18 protein-coding genes are annotated in these 20,389 nt (G+C 50.7%); 14 read left to right on the forward strand and 4 right to left on the reverse strand.

The genetic code is table 11. The features are described from left to right. Positions 1 to 9: 9 nt before the first annotated feature. A complete protein-coding gene (locus tag WBL83_RS14480) occupies positions 10 to 1,509 on the reverse strand; it encodes an MDR family MFS transporter (protein WP_424589805.1) in 1,500 nt (499 codons plus the stop codon). Between the two features lie 315 nt (positions 1,510 to 1,824). On the opposite strand from WBL83_RS14480, the gene WBL83_RS14485 reads away from it, so the two are divergent. Together WBL83_RS14485 and ypdK are read left to right on the forward strand one after the other, a co-directional pair. After that, positions 1,825 to 2,028: a hypothetical protein gene (locus WBL83_RS14485; RefSeq protein WP_424589806.1), complete on the forward strand. Its 204-nt coding sequence runs from the start codon at positions 1,825 to 1,827 to the stop codon at positions 2,026 to 2,028. 288 nt (positions 2,029 to 2,316) lie between these two features. Then, positions 2,317 to 2,391 carry a membrane protein YpdK gene (gene ypdK, locus WBL83_RS14490; protein WP_124024336.1) on the forward strand — a complete coding sequence of 25 codons (75 nt, stop codon included), beginning with the start codon at positions 2,317 to 2,319 and terminating at the stop codon, positions 2,389 to 2,391. A 42-nt stretch (positions 2,392 to 2,433) separates the two neighbouring features. On the opposite strand, the gene alaC is transcribed toward ypdK, so the two are convergent. Beyond that, on the reverse strand, positions 2,434 to 3,672 hold the full coding sequence (gene alaC / locus WBL83_RS14495; RefSeq protein ID WP_424589807.1) for an alanine transaminase: 1,239 nt from the start codon (positions 3,670 to 3,672) through the stop codon (positions 2,434 to 2,436). 297 nt (positions 3,673 to 3,969) lie between these two features. On the opposite strand from alaC, the gene WBL83_RS14500 reads away from it, so the two are divergent. The 3 genes from WBL83_RS14500 (at position 3,970) to WBL83_RS14510 (ending at position 8,068) form a co-directional block, all read left to right on the forward strand. Beyond that, complete coding sequence (locus WBL83_RS14500) at positions 3,970 to 5,211, forward strand: DUF1479 domain-containing protein (protein ID WP_424589808.1); 1,242 nt, start codon at positions 3,970 to 3,972, stop codon at positions 5,209 to 5,211. Positions 5,212 to 5,633: 422 nt separating this feature from the next. Beyond that, a complete protein-coding gene (locus tag WBL83_RS14505) occupies positions 5,634 to 7,340 on the forward strand; it encodes a LytS/YhcK type 5TM receptor domain-containing protein (RefSeq protein WP_424589809.1) in 1,707 nt (568 codons plus the stop codon). Next, complete coding sequence (locus WBL83_RS14510) at positions 7,337 to 8,068, forward strand: LytR/AlgR family response regulator transcription factor (protein WP_424589810.1); 732 nt, start codon at positions 7,337 to 7,339, stop codon at positions 8,066 to 8,068. The genes WBL83_RS14505 and WBL83_RS14510 overlap by 4 nt, the downstream gene beginning before the upstream one ends. 78 nt (positions 8,069 to 8,146) lie before the next feature. Here the strand turns inward: WBL83_RS14510 and glk are convergent, their stop codons facing one another. Further along, positions 8,147 to 9,112: a glucokinase gene (glk, locus tag WBL83_RS14515; RefSeq protein WP_424589811.1), complete on the reverse strand. Its 966-nt coding sequence runs from the start codon at positions 9,110 to 9,112 to the stop codon at positions 8,147 to 8,149. A 220-nt stretch (positions 9,113 to 9,332) separates the two neighbouring features. On the opposite strand from glk, the gene WBL83_RS14520 reads away from it, so the two are divergent. Beyond that, positions 9,333 to 10,568, forward strand: coding sequence for an ion channel protein (locus WBL83_RS14520; protein WP_424589812.1), 1,236 nt, complete (start codon positions 9,333 to 9,335; stop codon positions 10,566 to 10,568). 125 nt (positions 10,569 to 10,693) lie between these two features. Here WBL83_RS14520 and WBL83_RS14525 read toward each other — a convergent pair whose 3' ends face one another. Further along, positions 10,694 to 12,346: an alpha-keto acid decarboxylase family protein gene (locus WBL83_RS14525; RefSeq protein ID WP_424589813.1), complete on the reverse strand. Its 1,653-nt coding sequence runs from the start codon at positions 12,344 to 12,346 to the stop codon at positions 10,694 to 10,696. Positions 12,347 to 12,528: 182 nt separating this feature from the next. Here WBL83_RS14525 and mgrA point away from each other — a divergent pair, with 182 nt between their 5' ends. The 8 genes from mgrA (at position 12,529) to WBL83_RS14565 (ending at position 20,387) form a co-directional block, all read left to right on the forward strand. Then, on the forward strand, positions 12,529 to 13,518 hold the full coding sequence (gene mgrA, locus WBL83_RS14530) for an L-glyceraldehyde 3-phosphate reductase (protein WP_424589814.1): 990 nt from the start codon (positions 12,529 to 12,531) through the stop codon (positions 13,516 to 13,518). Positions 13,519 to 13,670: 152 nt separating this feature from the next. Beyond that, positions 13,671 to 14,021 carry a DUF2502 domain-containing protein gene (locus WBL83_RS14535; protein WP_424589815.1) on the forward strand — a complete coding sequence of 117 codons (351 nt, stop codon included), beginning with the start codon at positions 13,671 to 13,673 and terminating at the stop codon, positions 14,019 to 14,021. A 408-nt stretch (positions 14,022 to 14,429) separates the two neighbouring features. After that, a complete protein-coding gene (locus WBL83_RS14540; protein WP_424589816.1) occupies positions 14,430 to 15,173 on the forward strand; it encodes a pilus assembly protein PapD in 744 nt (247 codons plus the stop codon). A 94-nt stretch (positions 15,174 to 15,267) separates the two neighbouring features. Continuing rightward, positions 15,268 to 15,762, forward strand: coding sequence for a CS1 type fimbrial major subunit (locus tag WBL83_RS14545; RefSeq protein ID WP_424589817.1), 495 nt, complete (start codon positions 15,268 to 15,270; stop codon positions 15,760 to 15,762). Positions 15,763 to 15,843: 81 nt separating this feature from the next. Continuing rightward, positions 15,844 to 18,543, forward strand: coding sequence for a TcfC E-set like domain-containing protein (locus tag WBL83_RS14550; protein ID WP_424589818.1), 2,700 nt, complete (start codon positions 15,844 to 15,846; stop codon positions 18,541 to 18,543). 1 nt (position 18,544) lies between these two features. Continuing rightward, a complete protein-coding gene (locus WBL83_RS14555; protein WP_424589819.1) occupies positions 18,545 to 18,883 on the forward strand; it encodes a hypothetical protein in 339 nt (112 codons plus the stop codon). Positions 18,884 to 18,915: 32 nt separating this feature from the next. After that, a complete protein-coding gene (locus tag WBL83_RS14560; RefSeq protein ID WP_424589831.1) occupies positions 18,916 to 19,644 on the forward strand; it encodes a CfaE/CblD family pilus tip adhesin in 729 nt (242 codons plus the stop codon). Between the two features lie 11 nt (positions 19,645 to 19,655). Further along, positions 19,656 to 20,387: a fimbria/pilus periplasmic chaperone gene (locus WBL83_RS14565; RefSeq protein WP_424589820.1), complete on the forward strand. Its 732-nt coding sequence runs from the start codon at positions 19,656 to 19,658 to the stop codon at positions 20,385 to 20,387. Positions 20,388 to 20,389 lie beyond the last annotated feature (2 nt).

The raw sequence follows: 20,389 nt of genomic DNA on the forward strand, positions 1-20,389 counted from the left end.
TGAAGGGTATTATTTTCGTAGCGGCACATCCTTCATCAGCAAAGACAGTAAAAATGCGAACACCACCACTCCCGCAGAAATCAGATACACCGAATGTAATGCCGAACCAAACGCTTGCAGATAATCATTTTGCAGCGCTACCGGAAGTTCATGCACCGCTTTCGCCCCCAGTTGACGCGGCAACTCAGTGCCTGGCGGGATCAGTTCGGTGAGTTTACTTTGCAGCACATTAGTGAAGATCGCGCCAAATGCCGCCACGCCTATCGAGCCACCAATCTGGCGGAACAGTGTGGCGCTGGAAGTCGCCACGCCTATCAGTTTTTGCTCCACGCTATTTTGCACTGCCAGCACCAAAACCTGCATCACCATACCGAGGCCAAAGCCTAACAACGCGATGTAGAGATACAACGTGTGAATAGGTGAGTCGATTTTGAGTGTGCCAAGCAACAGCATGGCGATAAACGTCACAAAGGTGCCGAGTATCGGGAAGATGCGATAGCGCCCTATTTTGCTGATGATGCGGCCACTGATAATCGAGGTCAGCATCAGCCCGCCCATCAACGGCAGTAGCTGGATGCCCGCTTCGGTTGGCGTAGATGACTTCACGACCTGCAAATACAGCGGCAAGAAGGTCATCGACCCAAACAACGACATGCCGATAATAAAACCTATCAGGCAGCTCAATAAGAAGGTGCGGTCCCGGAACAAGCCCAGCGGAATGACAGGCTCAAACGCCAGTCGCTCTTCATAGATAAAGCCGCCAAGCGTCACCACAAAGAAGGCAAAAATACACCACAGCTGCGGGTCTGACCACGCCATCACGGTGCCGCCCTGGCTGGTAAACAGAATTAAGCAGGTTAGCGATGCGGCGAGATAACCCGCGCCGAGAAAGTCGATTTGGTGGCGGATACGCGCCGTTTGCGGTTTAAGCACCGCACCAATCACCAGCAGCGCGAAAACCCCGAGCGGCAGGTTGATATAGAAAATCCAGCGCCACGAGAAATGCTCAACTAAAAAACCGCCAATCAACGGGCCAATTACGGTGGCAAGGCCAAAGACGCCGCCAAACAAGCCCTGATATTTGCCGCGATCCGCAGGCGGGATAACATCCCCCACCGCCGCCATGGTGACCACCATCAGACCGCCGCCGCCCAACCCTTGCAAAGCACGCATCAGAATCAGCTGCGTCATATTCTGCGCAACACCGCATAATGCCGAGCCGAGCAGGAACACCACGATAGCGGTTTGCAGGACAATTTTTCGCCCCAGCAAATCACCAAATTTACCGTACAGCGGCACCACGATGGTTGAAGAAAGCAGATAGGCGGTGACGACCCAGGAGAGTTTTTCCAGGCCACCCAGCTCACTGACGATGGTCGGCAAGGCGGTGGAGACAATAGTCTGGTCGAGCGCGGCAAGCAGCATGACCAACATCAGCGCGGAGAACAGCAAGCGAATCGAGGTCGCCTGGTGTTGTGTTCCTGTCTGGGACGAATCTGTGGTAGTCATAGAACCGATCAGCTCGAATTAATTAATATGGTAATTAATGTAGGGTGAATAGTTTTGTGCGGTCAATGGATGACGCACAAAACGCCCCCTGAAAAAGGGAGTAATAAATCCGAAATCGTGTATTCGCCCCTTGCCGCATCTCTGCACTGGCCATTCTCCAGCCGTTTAGCGAGCGATTTGCTGAAATTAATACATTTACCGCATCAATGATTAAGCATTTTCCTAATTTACCCACATCAAAAATAATGGATTATGCCCGCGCCAGAAACGGCGTTTCGCTTCGGCGATTTCTTCAACATTTTAGGTTAAACAGCAATGAAAAAAATAATGTTAATGATGGTAGCGGGTATGGTTGTCACACTGGCGGGTTGCAGTACTGCGGCACAGCGTCAGGCAGAATGCCAGGCACAAGGAATAAGCAAAGATACTTGTTATCTTGCCGAGCAGAATCGTCAGAACTCAATCAATAACGCCGCGATGAAGCAGGCGATGGAAAACGCCACCAACGCCACCAAATAATCTCCACGTTAACAGGCTCGTCCGGGCCTGTTTTTACGCAATAAACGTCCCGAACCACAACCCCTTTTCATCTTCGCAACAGACACGTCGTCCATACAAAAATTCTTTTCAATTCAAACGGTTTATTCTTTAACTGAGCCTGGAATTGTAAAGTTTGAAAAATGATTGTGACTACCTTTTTCCGCCTCTTGTATTCCGCCGTGCAGGAAGAGTACATTAGCGCCGCTGAATCACCGTTTCGGCAACTATTTAGCAAATTGCGCGGACGAACGCGCGGAGCAATGTAACGTGAAATATTTCATGATGGGGTTGTCGTTCATTTTGTTGGTCTGGGTCGGTACGTTTTTCATGATGGTCGAGTAAACAGAATTATGAAACAGGAGCCATTTGGCTCCTGTTTTCGTTTTATTCACCGCTATCGGAAGAGGTTTTCTGATTACCCGGTAATAAACCGTCAGCGCGGAACATCGCTTTAATACCCCGAACCGCCTGGCGAATACGGTCACGGTTTTCAATTAAGGCAAAGCGCATATGGGTATCGCCATAATCACCGAAGCCCACACCTGGCGAAACACAGACTTTCGCATCCTGAAGCAGTTTCTTGGCGAACTCCAGTGACCCCATAGCCGCGTATTGCTCAGGGATTTTCGCCCACACATACATCGACGCTTTCGGGCATTCCACCATCCAGCCCGCTTCATGCAAGCCTTTGACTAACACATCACGGCGGCGTTTATACTGTTCAGCAATATCACGAACACACTGTTGATCACCCTCGAGTGCCGCAATTGCCGCGACTTGCAGCGGTGTAAAGGTGCCGTAGTCGTGGTAGCTTTTGATTCTCGCCAGCGCGCTTACTAACTCTTTGTTGCCCACCATAAACCCGATACGCCATCCCGCCATGTTGTAACTTTTGGACAGGGTAAAGAATTCAACGGCGACATCACGCGCGCCCGGGACTTCCATTATGGACGGGGCTTTCCAGCCGTCATAAACGATATCGGCGTAGGCCAAATCATGCACCACCAGCACATCGTAACGTTTGGCCAGTGCCACCACGCGCTCGAAAAATTCCAGTTCTACGCACTGCGCTGTAGGGTTCGATGGGAAGCCGAGGATCATCATTTTCGGTTTTGGATAGCTTTCGCGAATCGCACGTTCCAGCTCGGCAAAGAAATCCACCCCTTCCACCAGCGGCACTGAACGCACTTGCGCCCCGGCAATCACCGCACCGTAAATATGAATCGGATAACTTGGATTTGGCACCAGCACCGTGTCGCCGTGATCAAGTGTTGCCAGCATCAGGTGCGCCAGGCCCTCTTTCGAGCCAATGGTAACAATCGCTTCGCTTTCCGGGTCAATTTCAACGTCGTAGCGGTCTTTGTACCATCGAGAAATAGCGCGACGTAAACGCGGAATACCGCGCGAGGTGGAGTAACCGTGCGTGTCTTCGCGCTGGGCGACCGTGCAGAGTTTTTCGACGATGTGCGGTGGAGTCGGGCCATCAGGGTTGCCCATACTGAAATCGATAATATCTTCGCCACGGCGACGGGCCGCCATTTTCAGTTCAGCGGTGATATTAAACACATACGGCGGGAGACGATCGATACGCGAAAAACGACGTTTTGGACTGGAGTCAGCCATAAATTCCTCAGATTAACGTGAGCGCCCGGACCGTCCGAGCGACGCTGCCACATGATGTGGCTTGCTTAGAAAATAGCCCGAATAAAATTGATCTGTCGAGAGGGATAGCGAAATATTTTTACGGCGTTATAAAAGGGGGTGTTTCATTTGAAGCTAATCCCTGTTTTATTTGACGCACCCGTACTATATTAACCATGTCGCAACATTAATACACATATCCGTTAGCATTCGAGTTGCAACCAACACCCCTGCGGCTCGAAGGATGACGGATAACTTTAGATGACGTGGAGCCCTACCATGACCCTACAAATTGACGACTTACCGCGTGCTATCCGTGAGATAAAACAAAAACTTCGCCAGGAATTACCGGACTACAAAGCCGTATTCGAACAACTCGAAGGCGACATGCAGCGCCAGATTGCAGAGATTCGCGCTGAAATGGATCGTGGTGAAAACCCGGTGCCACAAATAAACGCCGATGACATTGTGAATCATCGTGTCAGCGAGCAACAAAAGGCGCTGATCCGCCAGCGCGGTTGCTGCACCGTCAAAGGGGTGTTCCCGCAGAATCAGGCTGAAGCGTGGAATGAAGAAGTCGGGAATTATCTGGAGCGTAATAACTTCGTCGAAAAACTGAAGAACGCGGCAGAAGATAACTACTTCGGCACACTTGCCGCAAGTAAGCCGCAAATTTATGGAATTTACTGGTCGAAGCCGCAGGTTGAGGCTCGCCAACATGCACGCATGAAAGCGGTGCAGGTTTTCCTGAATAATTTATGGGAAACCGAGAGCAACGGTAAGCAGCATTTCGACCCGGATCGCGTGGTGAGTTATGCCGACCGGACTCGTCGCCGCCCGCCTCGTTCTAACTCTTTAGGCCTGTCTCCGCATGTGGATGGTGGCTCAGTGGAACGCTGGCTGGATGAGAATTTCCGCCATGTTTACCGTCATGTGTTTTCCGGTGAGTGGCAACAGTACAACCCGTTTGCCGCGGAAGGTCGTACAGAAGTACGAGAATTCCCGTCCCCGGCAGTTTGCTCCATGTTCCGCACTTTCCAGGGCTGGACGGCGCTTAGCCCTCAGCGTAAGCATGGCGGCACGTTGACCTTGCTGCCGGTGGCAAACGCGATGGCCTATATTTTACTGCGTGCCTTACAGGACGACGTGCCGGAAGAGTCGCTGTGCGAAGCAAAACCTGGGCGGGCACTTTCCATTAACGAACAGTGGCATCCCCTTTTATTAACTGGGATTTCCTCAATTCCGAATATGGAAGCTGGCGATACCGTTTTCTGGCACTGCGACGTGATTCATGCGGTTGAAAATGAACATCAGGGTGAGTTCGACAGCAACGTGATGTATATCGCCGCTGCACCATGGTGTGAGAAAAACGCCGCCTATCTTGAGCGCCAGTGGTCATCCTTTGTTGAAGGGAAATCACCGCCTGATTTTGCTGCCGATGATTTCGAGACCGATTTCTCAGGGCGCGCAACACCGGACGATTTAACTCCGGCGGGTCGCGAACAGTTGGGCGGGAAGTAACCCCCCTCACCCTGACCCTCTCCCCAGGGAGAGGGGATTGTGCGGTTTTCTCCTTCTCCTCAGGGAGAAGGGATTGTACGGTTTTCTCCTTCTCCCCAGGGAGAGGGGATTGTGCGGTTGTCTCCTTCTCCCCAGGGAGAAGGGATTGTACGGTTTTCTCCTTCTCCCCAGGAAAAGGGGATTATGCGGTTTTCTCCTTCTCCCCAGGGACAAGGGATTGTGCGGTTTTCTCCTTCTCCCCAGGGAGAAGGGATTGTGCGGTTTTCTCCCTCTCCCCAGGGAGAGGGGATTGTGCGGTTTTCTCCTTCTCCTGGGGGAGAAGGCAGGGATGAGGGCGACCTAAGCCCAAAAACCACGTTTCTGGTAACCACTCAGATATTTCCTTATCATTACCCTTCCATTCTTTGTCACACGAGTCACCCGTGCACGAAATTTTTGACATGCTGCTGGCGGTATTTGATCGGGCGGCGCTAATGCTTATTTGCCTGTTCTTCTTGATCCGCATCCGTCTGTTCCGCGAACTACTGCATAAAAACGCCCATACGCCCAAAGAGCTATTAGCGGTCACCGCTATTTTCTCGATGTTTGCTTTATTCAGCACCTGGTCTGGCGTGCATGTTGAAGGCTCGCTGGTGAATGTGCGCATTATCGCCGTGATGGCAGGCGGTATTTTGTTTGGCCCATGGGTGGGGATCATTACCGGGGTTATTGCCGGGCTTCACCGCTATTTAATTGATATTGATGGCATTACCGCCGTTCCTTGCCTGATAACCAGTATCGTCGCGGGGATTATCTCCGGCCTCATAAACCGCAAAGTCCCCAAAGAGCAGCACTGGCGTGTCGGGATTTTTGGCGCCATGTTGTGTGAAACCATGACCATGATTCTGGTGGTGCTGTGGGCTCCTTCCGTTGAGATGGGCATAGATATCGTGTCGAAAATCGGTATCCCGATGATCCTCGGTACGGTTTCACTCGGTCTGATCGTTGTGCTGGTTCGCAGCGTGGAAGGTGAAAAAGAGGCGAGCGCTGCACGTCAGGCTAAACTGGCGCTGGATATCGCCAACAAAACCCTGCCGCTGTTCCGTAATGTGAACAGCGAATCACTGCGCCAGGTTTGCGACATTATTCGCAATGATATTAACGCCGATGCGGTGGCGATTACCGATATCGATAAAGTGCTGGCTTATGTGGGCGTTGGGGAAAATAACTATAAGCAGAACGATGTGGGGATTAGCCCCCGAACCCAGCTTTCGCTGCGTGAAGGGAAGATAATCATCAGAAATAATGATGAAGCCTATCGCACCCCGGAAATTCACTCGCTGATTATTATCCCGCTGTGGGAAAAAGGTGTCGTCACCGGCACGCTGAAAATCTATTACCGTCACGCTCACCAGATAACCTCGACGTTGCAGGAAATGGCCGTCGGGCTGTCGCAAATTATCTCGACCCAACTGGAAGTTTCCCGTGCGGAACAGTTGCGTGAGATGGCCAATAAAGCCGAGTTACGCGCCTTACAAAGCAAGATAAACCCGCATTTTCTGTTCAATGCGCTGAATGCGATTTCTTCCTCTATTCGAATGAATCCCGATACCGCTCGCCAGCTGATTTATAACTTGTCCCGCTATCTTCGCTATAACATTGAATTGAAAGACGATGAGCAGATAGATATCAGAAAAGAGCTGTATCAGATTAAGGATTACATCGCCATTGAGCAGGCGCGTTTTGGCGACAAACTGACGGTGATTTATAACATTGATGAAGAAGTGAATTGCCTGATCCCCAGTCTGCTGATTCAGCCGCTGGTGGAGAATGCGATTGTTCACGGGATCCAGCCATGTAAAGGCAAAGGCGTGGTCACCATCAGCGTTGAAGAGAGCGGTAACCGCGTGCGTATTGCCGTGAGGGACACTGGCAATGGTATTGATCCGCAGGTCATTGAACGTGTGGAAGCTAACGAAATGCCAGGCAATAAAATTGGCCTGCTGAATGTGCATCACCGGGTAAAGTTACTTTACGGAGAAGGTTTGATTATCCGTCGCCTTGAGCCAGGCACTGAGATTGCGTTTTACGTGCCTCACGCAGCCAGTTCCGTTCCACCATTACTGTCGCAACAAGGAGGAAATGCATGAAAGTTCTCATCGTGGAAGATGAAGTCCTGGCACAGCAGGAGCTTAACTGGCTTATCAAAGAGCACAGCCAGATGGAAGTGGTTGGCACCTTTGACGACGGTATGGATGTGCTGCGTTATCTGCAACATCATGAAGTTGATGCCATTTTTCTTGATATCAACATTCCTTCGTTAGACGGTGTTTTACTGGCGCAAAACATCAGCAAGTTTGCTCATAAGCCGTTTATTGTATTTATCACCGCATGGAAAGAGCATGCGGTAGAAGCGTTTGAGCTAGAAGCGTTCGACTACATTCTGAAGCCGTATCAAGAGTCACGCATTATTGGGATGCTGCAAAAACTGGAAGCGGCGTACCAGCAACAACACGGCCCCGCAGCGGCCAATACCGTCGGGCGTGAAGCGTTGACCATCAATCTGGTTAAGGATGAGCGGATTATCGTTACGGACATTAACGATATTTATTACGCCGAAGCGCATGAGAAGATGACTTTTGTTTATACCCGGCGTGAAGCGTATGTGATGTCGATGAATATCACTGAGTTTTGCAACCGCCTGCCGGAAAGCCATTTTTTCCGTTGCCATCGCTCGTATTGCGTTAACCTGAGTAAAATCCGCGAGATAGAGCCGTGGTTTAACAATACTTATATTTTGCGTCTGCGGGATTTGGATTTTCAGGTGCCGGTGAGTCGCAGCAAAGTGAAAGAGTTTCGGGCGTTGATGCGCCTGTAGCACCCGTCGAGACCCAAAATAATTCGAGCAGCATCGCGGCGGCCAGGGTGCGATGCTGCTCGAAGTAGGAAGGGTATTTTACAGAACCTGCCCCAATGTTTGACGCAAATGCGCCCCCGCGCCCAGCAAACCGGGTTGGTCATGAACAATCAGGTACACCGGAATATTGTGCACGTACTCTTTAAAGCGCCCTTTATCTTCAAAGCCGCCGCGGAAACCGGAGGATTTAAAGAACTCAAGGAAACGTGGCACGATGCCGCCCGCAATATACACACCGCCAAACGTTCCGAGGTTCAACGCGAGGTTGCCACCAAAACGTCCGAGGATGACGCAGAACAGTGACAATGCACGACGACAATCGGTGCAAGTGTCTTCCACAGCCTTTTCGGTTATGTCTTTCGGCTTGTAGTTTTCTGGCTCACGCCCGTCTGATTTAACAATCGCGCGATACAAATTCACTAAACCTGGGCCTGAGAGCACGCGCTCTGCAGAAACGTGGCCGATTTCCGTACGCAGCTCTTCGAGGATAATCCCCTCTTCTTCGCTGTTGGGGGCAAAATCCACGTGTCCGCCTTCACCCGGCAGACTGACCCAACGTTTATCCACGTGAACCAGGTGCGCCACTCCAAGGCCGGTGCCAGCACCGTAAACCGCAACCGGTTTGCCTTCAACCGGCTCGCCGCCGCCAAACTTAATCAGATGTTCTTCTTTGATCATCGGAATCGCCATCGAAACGGCGGTAAAGTCGTTGATGATTTCCAGATGGTCAAAGCCGAGATTCTTTTTCATTTCGGCGGTGGAGAAGGCCCAGGTGTGGTTGGTCATCGCCACCCAGTCACCGGTAATCGGGCATGCAATGGCGATACAACCATCAGTCACGTTGACATTGTGCTCTTTAAGATAATGCACCACGACCGCTTCCAGGCTCGGGAAATCGAGGCCTGAATAGGTTTTTGCCTGGGTGATGTCACCATTTTCTACGTTGCACAGTGCCAGACGCGCATTGGTGCCGCCGACATCTCCCACCAAAGCAAATTTTGTCATTCTTTCACTGCTCCGCTAAAGTCAAAATAAGATCTGGCATCACTGTAAAATTAGCTAGCCTAAACAACAACGACCAGATGATAAGTGCCTTGGGATTATAGATGTTCGTCACAGATTAGCTTGAGCGTTTCAGCCCTTATTGCACAGACGCTTAAAACAATTCAGGCAGACTGTTTGCCGCGGCGATTTGCGCTACAAAAATTTAGAGTAAGGAAAATTTATGCTCCATCCGCGAGCCAGGACCATGTTGGTTCTTTCAATCCCAGCGTTAGTTATTGGGGTGTGTTCCAGTCTGTTATTGATTGTGGTGATGAAAGTCGCCGCCGTTTTGCAGAAATATCTTTGGATCACCCTCCCCGCACATTTCGATCTCAATATGAATTCTCCGATGTGGATTCTTTTGATGCTGACCTTCACTGGTATCGCGGTAGGGCTGGTGGTGCGTTATATGCCAGGACATGCCGGCCCCGATCCGGCGACCGAACCATTGATTGGCTCCCCTGTGCCGGTGACGGTGCTGCCCGGATTGATTGTTGCTCTGGTGCTGGGTCTTGCGGGCGGAGTCAGCCTTGGGCCGGAACATCCTATTATGTCGGTGAATATTGCGCTGGCAGTGGCGATTGGTGCACGCTTATTGCCTAAGGTCGCGGCACTCGACTGGACGATCCTCGCCGCAGCTGGCACCATCGGCGCGCTATTTGGAACGCCGGTCGCAGCGGCGCTGGTGTTTTCGCAAATGCTGAACGGCAGCAACGATGTACCTTTGTGGGACAAGCTTTTCGCCCCACTGATGGCCGCAGCGGCCGGAGCGATGACTACCGATTTGTTCTTCCAGCCTGATTTCTCATTTCCCACGTTAGAATATTCGCAATTCCGTCTGGTAGATGTGTTTAGTGGTGCCGTGGTGGCGACGATCGCCATTGCCCTGGGGATGGTTGCCGTCTGGTGCCTGCCGCGTGCGCATCGCATGATTCATCAACTCAAGCATCCGGTGTTGATTCTTGGCACGGGCGGTTTTCTGTTAGGCGTATTAGGGCTGATTGGCGGTGAAGTCACGCTGTTCAAAGGGCTGGATGAAATGCGTCAACTGGCGGTCGCACAGCATTATTCCGTGGCGACGTTACTGATGTTTGCGATAGTCAAACTGGCCGCACTGGTGATTGCCTCCGCCTGTGGCTTCCGTGGCGGACGGATATTCCCGGTGGTGTTTGTCGGTGTGGCGTTGGGGATGATGCTTCATCAGCATGTCGAAGCGGTTCCGGCGGCAATTACGCTGTCTTGCGCCATCCTTGGCCTGGTGTTGGTTGTTACCCGTGACGGCTGGCTCAGCCTGTTTATGGCGATGGCGGTGGTGCCGGATCTCAAATTGCTGCCATTGCTCTGTATCGTGATGTTACCCGCATGGCTGCTGCTGGCTGGTAAACCGGTGATGATGGCAGATAAACCTAAAGTTTAATCTTACATTGCCAGTTTTGTCGGATGACGCTGCGCTTATCCGACCTACGGAGTGGGTGTTGTAGTTTTGTCGGATGGGTGTTGTAGGGGGGATAAGCGCAGCGTCATCCACCATTAATTCACCACCTAACCGGCATTGCGTTTAGCCAGCGATGCCGTGATGGCCTGCAACAATTCAGGGATATCCTGTTTCGGCAGAACGACTTCCACAAGCGACAGTCGTTCTGCTTTTGCCACCTTCTGCATCACCTCTTCCAGCTGCACCGTTTCTGTCACCCGCCAGCACTGCGCCGGATTGTGAACATTCATCGCCTGCGGGATTTGCGTCCAGTTCCACGCTGCAATGTCGTTATAGCGCTGCTCCGCACCATGAATCGCCCGCTCAACGGTGTAACCGTCGTTATTGAGCAAGAAAATCACCGGACGCTGCTGGTCACGCATCATCGAACCGATTTCCTGAATGGTGAGTTGTGCCGAACCATCCCCGACCAGCAACACCACACGTCGGTTTGGACAGGCGGTTTGCGCACCAAACGCGGCGGGTAGCGTAAAACCAATGGAGCCCCACAGCGGCTGGGCGATAAACGTCACCCCCGCCGGTAAGGTCAGGGTTGCGGCACCAAATGCGGCGGTTCCCTGGTCGGCAAGAACGATGTCACCGGCTTGCAGGAAGTTTTGTATCGAATGCCAGAACGCATGCTGGTCCAGTTTTCCACTGGTCGCGGCAGGCAACGCCGGTGGTTTTTGTTGCGGAACAGGCCAACCGGAAACCTGGTGTTTACACAGTTGATGCAGTACCTCAACCGCTTGCGCCATCGCAATCCCGCTAAACCAGCGATCGCCAATGCGCGTGGCATTAGGCTGGATGTCGATTGTCTGTTGTAAGGTGAAATGCTGAGTAAATCCAGCGGTCAGCGTGTCGGTAAATTTAACCCCGACGCAAATAACCAGCCCGGCTTGTTCAATCGCCTGTTTCACCATTTCATCACTGGCGGAGGCGCTGTACGTGCCGACAAATCCCTGCTGGCCTTCATCGAATAAGCCTTTACCCATCAACAATGTGGCATGAGGCATCGGCGTGTCATCCATCCATTGTTGCAGCGCTTTTTGTTGCCCAAAACGCAGCGCCAGAAAATCAGCCAGTAACGCAACGCTGCGGCTTTCCGCCAAACGCTCCTGAGCACAGGCGCGGAATTCAGCCAGTAATACCGGGGCGCAAGCTAATGGAGCGGCGAAAAGAGGTTGAGTCGGACGAGTAGCGGGAGCCTGAGAGACATCGCTGGGGAGGAGTAAATAGCCCGGTCGGCGCTGAGTGAGCGCCTGCTGTAACACGCGGTCGATTTCATAACAGGCATTTTCTGCGGTGAGCGAAGCCTGAGCCACCGTCACCTCCTGCGCCATTCTTGCGAAATGGCCAAAATCCCCGTCGCCCAGTGTGTGATGGAGCAGTTCACCGCGCCGTTGCGCCCCAAGACACGGAGCCCCCACGATATGAATAACCGGTAGATATTCGGCATAACTTCCGGCGATGCCATTAATCGCGCTTAACTCGCCAACGCCAAAGGTGGTTAGCAGTGCGGCCGCACCGTTACACCGTGCATAGCCATCGGCGGCGTAAGCGGCGTTGAGTTCGTTAGCACATCCGACCCAGGCGAGCGTCGGGTTTTCAATCACGCTATCAAGAAACTGTAAGTTGTAGTCACCTGGGACACCAAATAGATGGTTGATCCCGGCTTCAGTGAATCGGTCCAGAATATAGTCCGCTACACGGTAAGTCATGACGCATTCCTTCTCAGAGGGCTTAGTGTGAGTATTGGGCATATGTGATCGCTGTCGAGGAAGCGCGAGATTAAGGTAGTGGAAAGAGGGATTTACACTTAACTGGGGTGTAGTCTGATAGCCAGATACTTTGTGAAAACGTATACACTAACTTGGGTATTTTTACTGACGAAGGAACCAACATGGTCTATCAGGCAAATTCTGCACGTTATGAATCAATGGAATATCGTCGTTGTGGACGCAGCGGTTTAAAACTCCCGGCGATTTCGCTGGGTCTGTGGCATAACTTTGGTGACGCCACGCTTCTGGCCAACAGTCGCCAGTTATTACACCGTGCTTTTGATTGCGGTATTACCCATCTGGATTTGGCGAATAACTACGGGCCGCCTCCAGGTTCGGCTGAAGAAAACTTTGGCCGCATCCTGCGTGAAGATTTCCTTCCATATCGTGATGAACTGATTATTTCGTCAAAAGCGGGATACACCATGTGGGATGGGCCTTACGGTGACTGGGGTTCTCGTAAGTATCTGATTTCAAGCCTTGATCAGAGCCTGAAACGCATGGGGCTTGAGTATGTCGATATCTTTTATCATCACCGTCCAGACCCGGAAACCCCGCTTGAAGAAACCATGCGTGCGCTAGATACCGTTGTGCGCCAGGGCAAAGCGTTATATGTCGGCATTTCAAATTATCCGGCAGAACTGGCGGCTAAAGCCATTGATATTCTGAATGATTTGGGTACGCCATGCCTTATCCACCAGCCGCGTTATTCCATGTTTGAGCGTTGGGTTGAAGGCGGTTTACTGGACGTGCTGCAAGAAAAAGGCGTTGGTAGTATCGCGTTTTCACCGCTGGCGGGCGGCCAGTTGACTGACCGTTATCTCGACGGTATCCCTGCTGATTCCCGCGCAGCCAGCGGTAGCAAATTCCTTAATGCTGACCAACTCACCGCAGAAAAGCTGGAAAAAGTGCGTAAATTGAATGCAATAGCGCAACGTCGTGGGCAGAAGCTTTCCCAGATGGCACTGGCATGGGTACTGCGTGGTGATCGGGTTACATCAGTATTGATTGGCGCAAGTAAGACAGCCCAGATTGATGATGCCGTCGGCATGTTAGCGAATCGTCATTTCAGCGCCGCCGAGCTTGCAGAGATCGAAGAAATCTTAGTGTAACCGCTAACACTGACCTGTTCTGTTAATGAACAAAATTAGCAAAAAGTGCTCTTTCCTGAGATTTAGGAGTTGTGCCGAAGAAACACTTCTTTACCACATCTTAATATTGCACTAACAAGCCGCCTGGCGGTTACCGTGTATTAGGAGAGAGTATGTTCAGGTCACTGATTCTTGCAATTGCATTACTGGCCGCTGCGCCACTAGTGGCGAATGCGGGCGAAATCACCCTGCTGCCGTCTGTGAAGCTTCAAATTGGCGATCAGGATTACCGCGGTAATTACTGGGATGGTGGCGGTTGGCGCGACCGCGATTACTGGCATAATCACTATGAATGGCGCGAAAACCGCTGGCGCCGTCATGACAACGGCTATCACCGTGGCTGGTATAAAGACCGTGGCCGTAGCAGCTTTGAAAAAGGCTACCGTGCGGGCTGGAACGATCGTGACGATCATCGCGGCCCGGGTCGCGGCGGTCATGGTCACGGCGGTGGTCACCGTCATTAATTGAAGGTCAGATTTGAGATTTCATAAAGCCGTCTGCTGGCATCAGCAGGCGGTTTTTTTTACTTAAAAACAGGGACTACCGGGTTATGTATTGGCTTTATTAACTGCGATGCAAATATATGGAATATATTATTAAGGCATTCTTATTATATAAAATATCAATTAACAATTAATATACATCAGCATTATTCATGAATAAAAAACCTTATAATTCATTCATTCAGAAAATAATTCAATTGTTAATTATGCGTTAAACACAGCAAAAAACAGTCTAATACATCTGCCATGGTTATGATTACCACCTATTCATATCCGATTATCATATGTATGATTCTTCTCATTGAAACGGACAACATTATTTATCTGGCTGGCAAGGAATGACTTAAATCTATTAAAGAGAATTATTCGATGACCCGCATGAGAAAAAAAATTATTGCTAAGCATATTATCCTTGCTGTTAGCAGCACTTTATTTGCCTGTTCCGCATTTGCCAGTATCACCGTTTACCCAATGTCGGTAAAAATGAACCCACAAGGCAGCGGGCAAATTAAAACAATATCGAGTTCTAAACAAACTGAATATATCAAAGCAACCATTAAGAAAATTGATAATCCTGGAACAAAACAAGAGAAAGAGATAGATGTCGCTCAGGGGGATAGCAAAAATTTGGTTATTACCCCGGAAAAATTTGCATTAGCCGCCGGCACAACACGAATCACGCGACTCGTTAATATGCAGACACCGGTAATGGAGCAAGTCTACCGCGTCTATTTCAGCCCGATTTCCAGTCTGGATAACGAACAGGCACCCGACACCACCAGTGTGAATAACAAAGTGGGGGTGAATATTAGCTGGGGTGCACTGGTCTTCGTGCCACCTCTGAAACCAGAAATAAACTTCACATTTGATGCGCAGCAAAGGCGTATCAATAATACCGGGACCATCCATATTGAATTATCCCGCATAGGATTATGTCCGGATCAAAATAATGATGCCGGATGTAAATGGACACCGATCACTAAAAAAATCTATCCACAACAATCTTTCACCTTACCTTCTTCTATCCCAACGGGATCGCACGGAGTTATTAAAGTGGAATACCGTAACTGGGTAGATAAGAGTTCGGCAGAAAAGGAATTCATAGTGTCCTAAATAAAAAACCACCGGTAATTTTATTTATCACATTCGTTTTAAACCCTCCCGCATATTGATCGTGCAAGTAAACTTTATCTATAGGATATTAATTATGAACGCTGTTACGAAATCTGTTATTGCTGCTATCGCTTTTGGTGTTGCTGTGAATGCTTTTGCTGTTGAGAAAGATATTACGGTTAATGCCACCGTGGATTCAACTCTGGATATGACATTGTCAGACGGCCAGCCGTTACCCACTAGTGTGGATATGCAGTATACCCCGGGCGTAGGCCTGTCTCCGACGACGCTGGATACCAAGATTTGGTCAAACGATGCAGGCAAAGATATTAAAGCCAGCCTCGCATCCACACCTGTTCTGACCAATACCACCGGTACCGGTTCACAAACATTGGCAGTGAAACTGGGATCACAAGCCATTACTCCCGCTCCAGTTACTTTAGCGGCTTCAGAACTGTTCCCTACCGGTGAAGTGAATCAGGGGTCTGTTACCCTGCCACTGGAAATTTTACCCGCTACTACATCACCACTGAACTCTGGTAACTACACCGGCATGGTTTCATTGATCCTCGCGCAGGACACTGAATAAGTTTTCGCTTAATTACTCCCGACGAAACCTGCGCCCTGCATCAGCAGGGTGGCAGGTTTTTTTTCTAAAAAGGTGTCCGATATGAATTTATGGAAAGCATTCGCATGCTGTCTGGGCATTCATCTCGCCCTTTTTGGCACGATGGCGTTTGCCGATTCTACCGTACCTGCCGGTTTTGAAGAGCTGGTGAACGGGCAAAATCTGTGGATCGATGTTAATTTACTCGGCCAGTCAGCCGGATTATTTGAAGTAAAAGTCACGCTTGATACCGTCCAGTTTTTGAAACCTATGGACGTTTTAAACGCACTGAATTTACCCATTAAAAAAGAGAGCCAGCAATATCAACAACTGGTCGAAGAAATTTCTCACCCCCTACCCCGTAACGGGAATCTGGCCTGTAGCAGTAACAATAATGCGGCGGGTTGCGGCTATATTGACACCGATAAACTGGCGATTATTTACGACGAGAATGATTCAAAAATCAGCGTGTTCGTGGATAAAAAACTATTGCCCGAAGGCGATAAACACGCCCTGTATTATACCCCTACACGCCAGAGCGAAAATGCGTTTATCCACCAGCAAAACCTGAATATTATCGCGCAACAAGATTACAGCAGCCTCTCTTTACAGGGCGCGGGTGCGCTGGGCGTGCTAACCAACGGGTATGTCGGCTTTGACTGGTCGCTGAATGCTTACCGTGAAGATGACACCAGTGAGCAAAGCGTCAATATTGACGATCTCTATTACCGCCAGAGTTTAGGCCAGCGCCACTATGTACAGGCCGGACGCATGGACTCGCGAGATCTCTCCAGCAATCTAGGTGGGAATATTAGTTTTTCTATGCTGCCGCTCGGTGCCATTGACGGTATTCGTGCCGGGAGCTCATTGAGCTATCTCAACAAAGAAGAGGCCAGCAAAGGCTCACCGATAGTGGTCCTGCTGTCGCGAAAATCACGCGTAGACGCCTACCGTGGTAATCAACTGCTGGGCACCTTTTACCTGAACAGTGGCTCTAATACGCTGGATACTGGCAATTTCCCGTCGGGCAGCTATGGCATCACGCTCAAAATTTATGAAGATAACAATTTGGTTCGCACCGAAGTTCAGCCGTTTACCAAAACAGGCGGGATCGGTGACGGGCATATGCAATGGTTTGTTCAGGGCGGAAGGGTCGCCGATGATATCCCGTCTTCTGACACTCATCAGACAATGCAGTCAGCCACGGCGATGCAGGCAGGTTTCAGGCTGCCGCTTGGCAGTTCAACCACTCTGACTGCGGGCGTTGCCAAAATCGACGATCAGCACTTTGAAGAAGGGGGTGTTGAATGGACGCACGGTTTTGATAACAAACTATTAGATGGTGTGTTGGATGTTCAGGCCAACATGCTGACCGGCAGTGACGGAACGCATGGTGATGCCGAGCAACTGAGCTATAACGACGGTTTTTCACTCAGCGTTTACCATAATGCGGCTTACGGTAATGAATGCCAGACCGACGGGAGTCGCACTGATTATGCCGATATTGGCTGCTATGAAACACTGAATGCAACCCTGGCGGTACCGATTAAGAAATGGTCTGTTTCGCTGGGCTATACAAAAAATACCAACACCAGCCTGACCAACGATAATTATGACTCCTCACGATCGTTTGAAGACAATATGGCGAACGCGACCCAGGCCAATTCGTCCTCCCGTACCGTACAACTGACGCTCAACCGCACGTTTAGCTGGAGCGGCTTAAACCTTAGCACCCGTCTGGGTGGCTATCGCCGTACCGGTGATGACGCAGGCAATAATGATAACGGTATTTACGCCGGGTTTACGCTCACACGGAGCACCCCGGCCAATGAAAATGGACGTTCCAGCCATACTTCCGTGAGTACGGATTATGAAGGCAGTCAACAAGGTTCCGCTGATTTTAACTACAGCGCCAGCCAGGACTGGGAGTGGGGAGCCAACAACGATCGTCAGCTCGGCGTTAGCGTCGGCGGAAACAACAGTACCAATATGAATGCCGATGTTCACGGCCGTCTTAACGGGCAGTATGGCGATGCTTCAGTGACGCTGTCTGACAGCTATGATCGTACCCAACAGACCCATCAGGCTGCATTAAGTGGCAGCTATAGTTCATCGATGGCGGCGTCACGCTCGGGCTTCTTCTGGGGGCCTTCAGGTACAAGTGCACCGGGTGCGGCCGTGGCGGTGGAAGTGAAACAGGGTGAAGACAACGATGCCGATAATAATGCCCTGGTCAATGTCGCCGTTGATGGCGGGGGTTCAGCCGCTATGAGCCAGGGAAGCAAAGCGCTCTTCCCTGTGTCCGGTTTTGAACCAGGAAACGTCTCAGTGATTGAAAACAGTGACGCCGGACGCAGCAGTATGGCCAGCATCACCAGTGGTGCAGGCAACCAGTCCGTGTTCCTGCTGCCCGGAAAAATGAAAGTTCGCGAGGTTAAAATGGAATCTCACTACACTTATATTGGCACGCTACTTTCCGATAGCGGTAAACCGATGACCGGAGCTCACTTGCTGAACAGCCGTTCATTTATTTCCTCAGAGGATGGCGGCTTTAGCGCTGAACTGACTTCTCAGCCCAAAGATCTTTATCTACAGAGTGAGAGCGGGCTGTATCAGTGCCCGGTGAAGCTGGAGTCGAAGCGCGATGTCGTGCGCTTCGTGGGGGAAACGCACTGCACGCCAATTACCCCTGCGCAGCTTCCCGAAAAATTGCGCATTCAGGCTCCGGCACAAGACCTGGCTCTGTCTACTACACGAGATTAATATGCAGAACTTTGTTCGTACTTTCTTTATCTGCCTGGCAATGAGCCTGCTGTTGCTTTTGGTCTGTCCGAAGGTGAAGGCAGACAGCGTGGCACCTGCTGGACGGGATACCACCATTAACGCCGAGTTCGATAAAAGCGCCGTCCCATCCCAGGTGAGTATCTGGAAAGATGAATCAGGAGGCTACGACACCGAAAATCCACCTTTATGGGGCCGAAATATTTGGGTTTGCCTTTCATCCACAAATCCGCAAAACGGGCAATGCAACACGAACGGGGTATGGTCCAGTTGGGGAGAAACATCTATCCCGTTAACATTTAAAGAAAAAGAAGTGGGTTAACCACGACGATTAACGTCACAGGCTCCCATAAAATTGGCGGCTATGGTCCATTACACGTTTATTCCGCCGCCTATTTCGGTGATAATCCAAACGAAACAAAAGCGACATTTTATATCTCCCAAAATGAGTTAAGTAAGTTCCCGGTCGGTGGAGTCTGGCAGGCTGAATTAAAAGTCAATTTAAGGCAATGGGATCCTTCTAAATTCCTGGCTAACTGGAACGCACATATCACCCTGAACGTCTCAGACAATAACAATCAGCAAATCTACCTGCCCGCATTTGGCACCGCCACCCCTCATGTGGATTTAAACCTGCGCCCGCTGCCTGGCACAACCGGCAACCAGACTATGCTGAGCGGAACGGCGACGCTGGATATGTGCCTTTATGATGGTTATAACGCCAACAGTAGTACATTTACGCTCAATGCAAAGGACCAGACCTTCGGTCTTGCGGACCGTGAGCCAGAAATGTTTTCTGTTTATAACAGCGGTCAGTCGAACAACAGTCATCGCATTGACTACCGTCTTGAAATCCTCGACCCCACAACGCAAGCGTACAGCACGATGGCCAATATGCAGGATTACGTCATCCGTAATATTCAGCAGGTACCACTGAGAGCGGTATATCTACCGGGGATCCCACAACCAGTCGTTTGTGTCCCTTCCCGGCTACGCTTTACCACTCCTGAGTTTGCTATTTCCAGTAAGCAAGCTGGGAATTATACCGGCAGTCTGAAGCTCTTTTTGACGACTCAGATGTGAGGATTAGGTCAATGAAGACAACAAATGTAACCCTGAGCACCTTGTTACTGCTTTGCCTGAACAGCCTCATTCCGGCACAGGCAAACGTGACGGTGTTCCCGATGCGCGTAATGCTGAATCAGCAAGGCAGCGGCGTGGTGCAGGTGATCTCCAAAAGCACGGAAACTCGCTATATGGTGGCGGAAGTCCGGCGTGTTGAGCATCCCGCCACGCCGCAAGAAACAGAAGTGAAAGTGAAGATGGGAAGTATCGACAGCCTGGTGGTGACGCCGGCGCGCTTTGCCCTCCCCGCAGGAGCCATTCAGCCGTTGCGTATTGTGAATATCAAACCGCTGCCACAGGAAGTTTCTTACCGGGTGTGGCTGAATTCTGTGCCTGGCTCAACACCGGATCTCACCGTACCGGCGGGCGATGATGATGTCAGCACCGCGGTCGGCATTGAAATGAGTTGGGGGGTGGTGGTCAATGTGCCGCCAGAGCACCCGCAGGTAAAACTCAAAATAGACTCTTCAGCACAGACCGTTTACAACGAGGGCAATATTCACGCTGTTATCACGCGTGTCGGTGACTGTAGCGATAACAATCATTGCCAGTGGACCAATATCAATAAAAACCTGTATGCCAATGAAAAACTGGATATTAGCGCGGCAGATATCAAAGGCTCGTCGTTGCAAAATATCAAACTGGAGTACATCGACCCCATTTCCCGTAAGACGGTGACGGTTGAAGGCTCCGGGCTGTAAAA

Origin of the sequence: Buttiauxella sp. (assembly GCF_049686335.1) — a bacterium.
GTDB lineage: Bacteria > Pseudomonadota > Gammaproteobacteria > Enterobacterales > Enterobacteriaceae > Buttiauxella.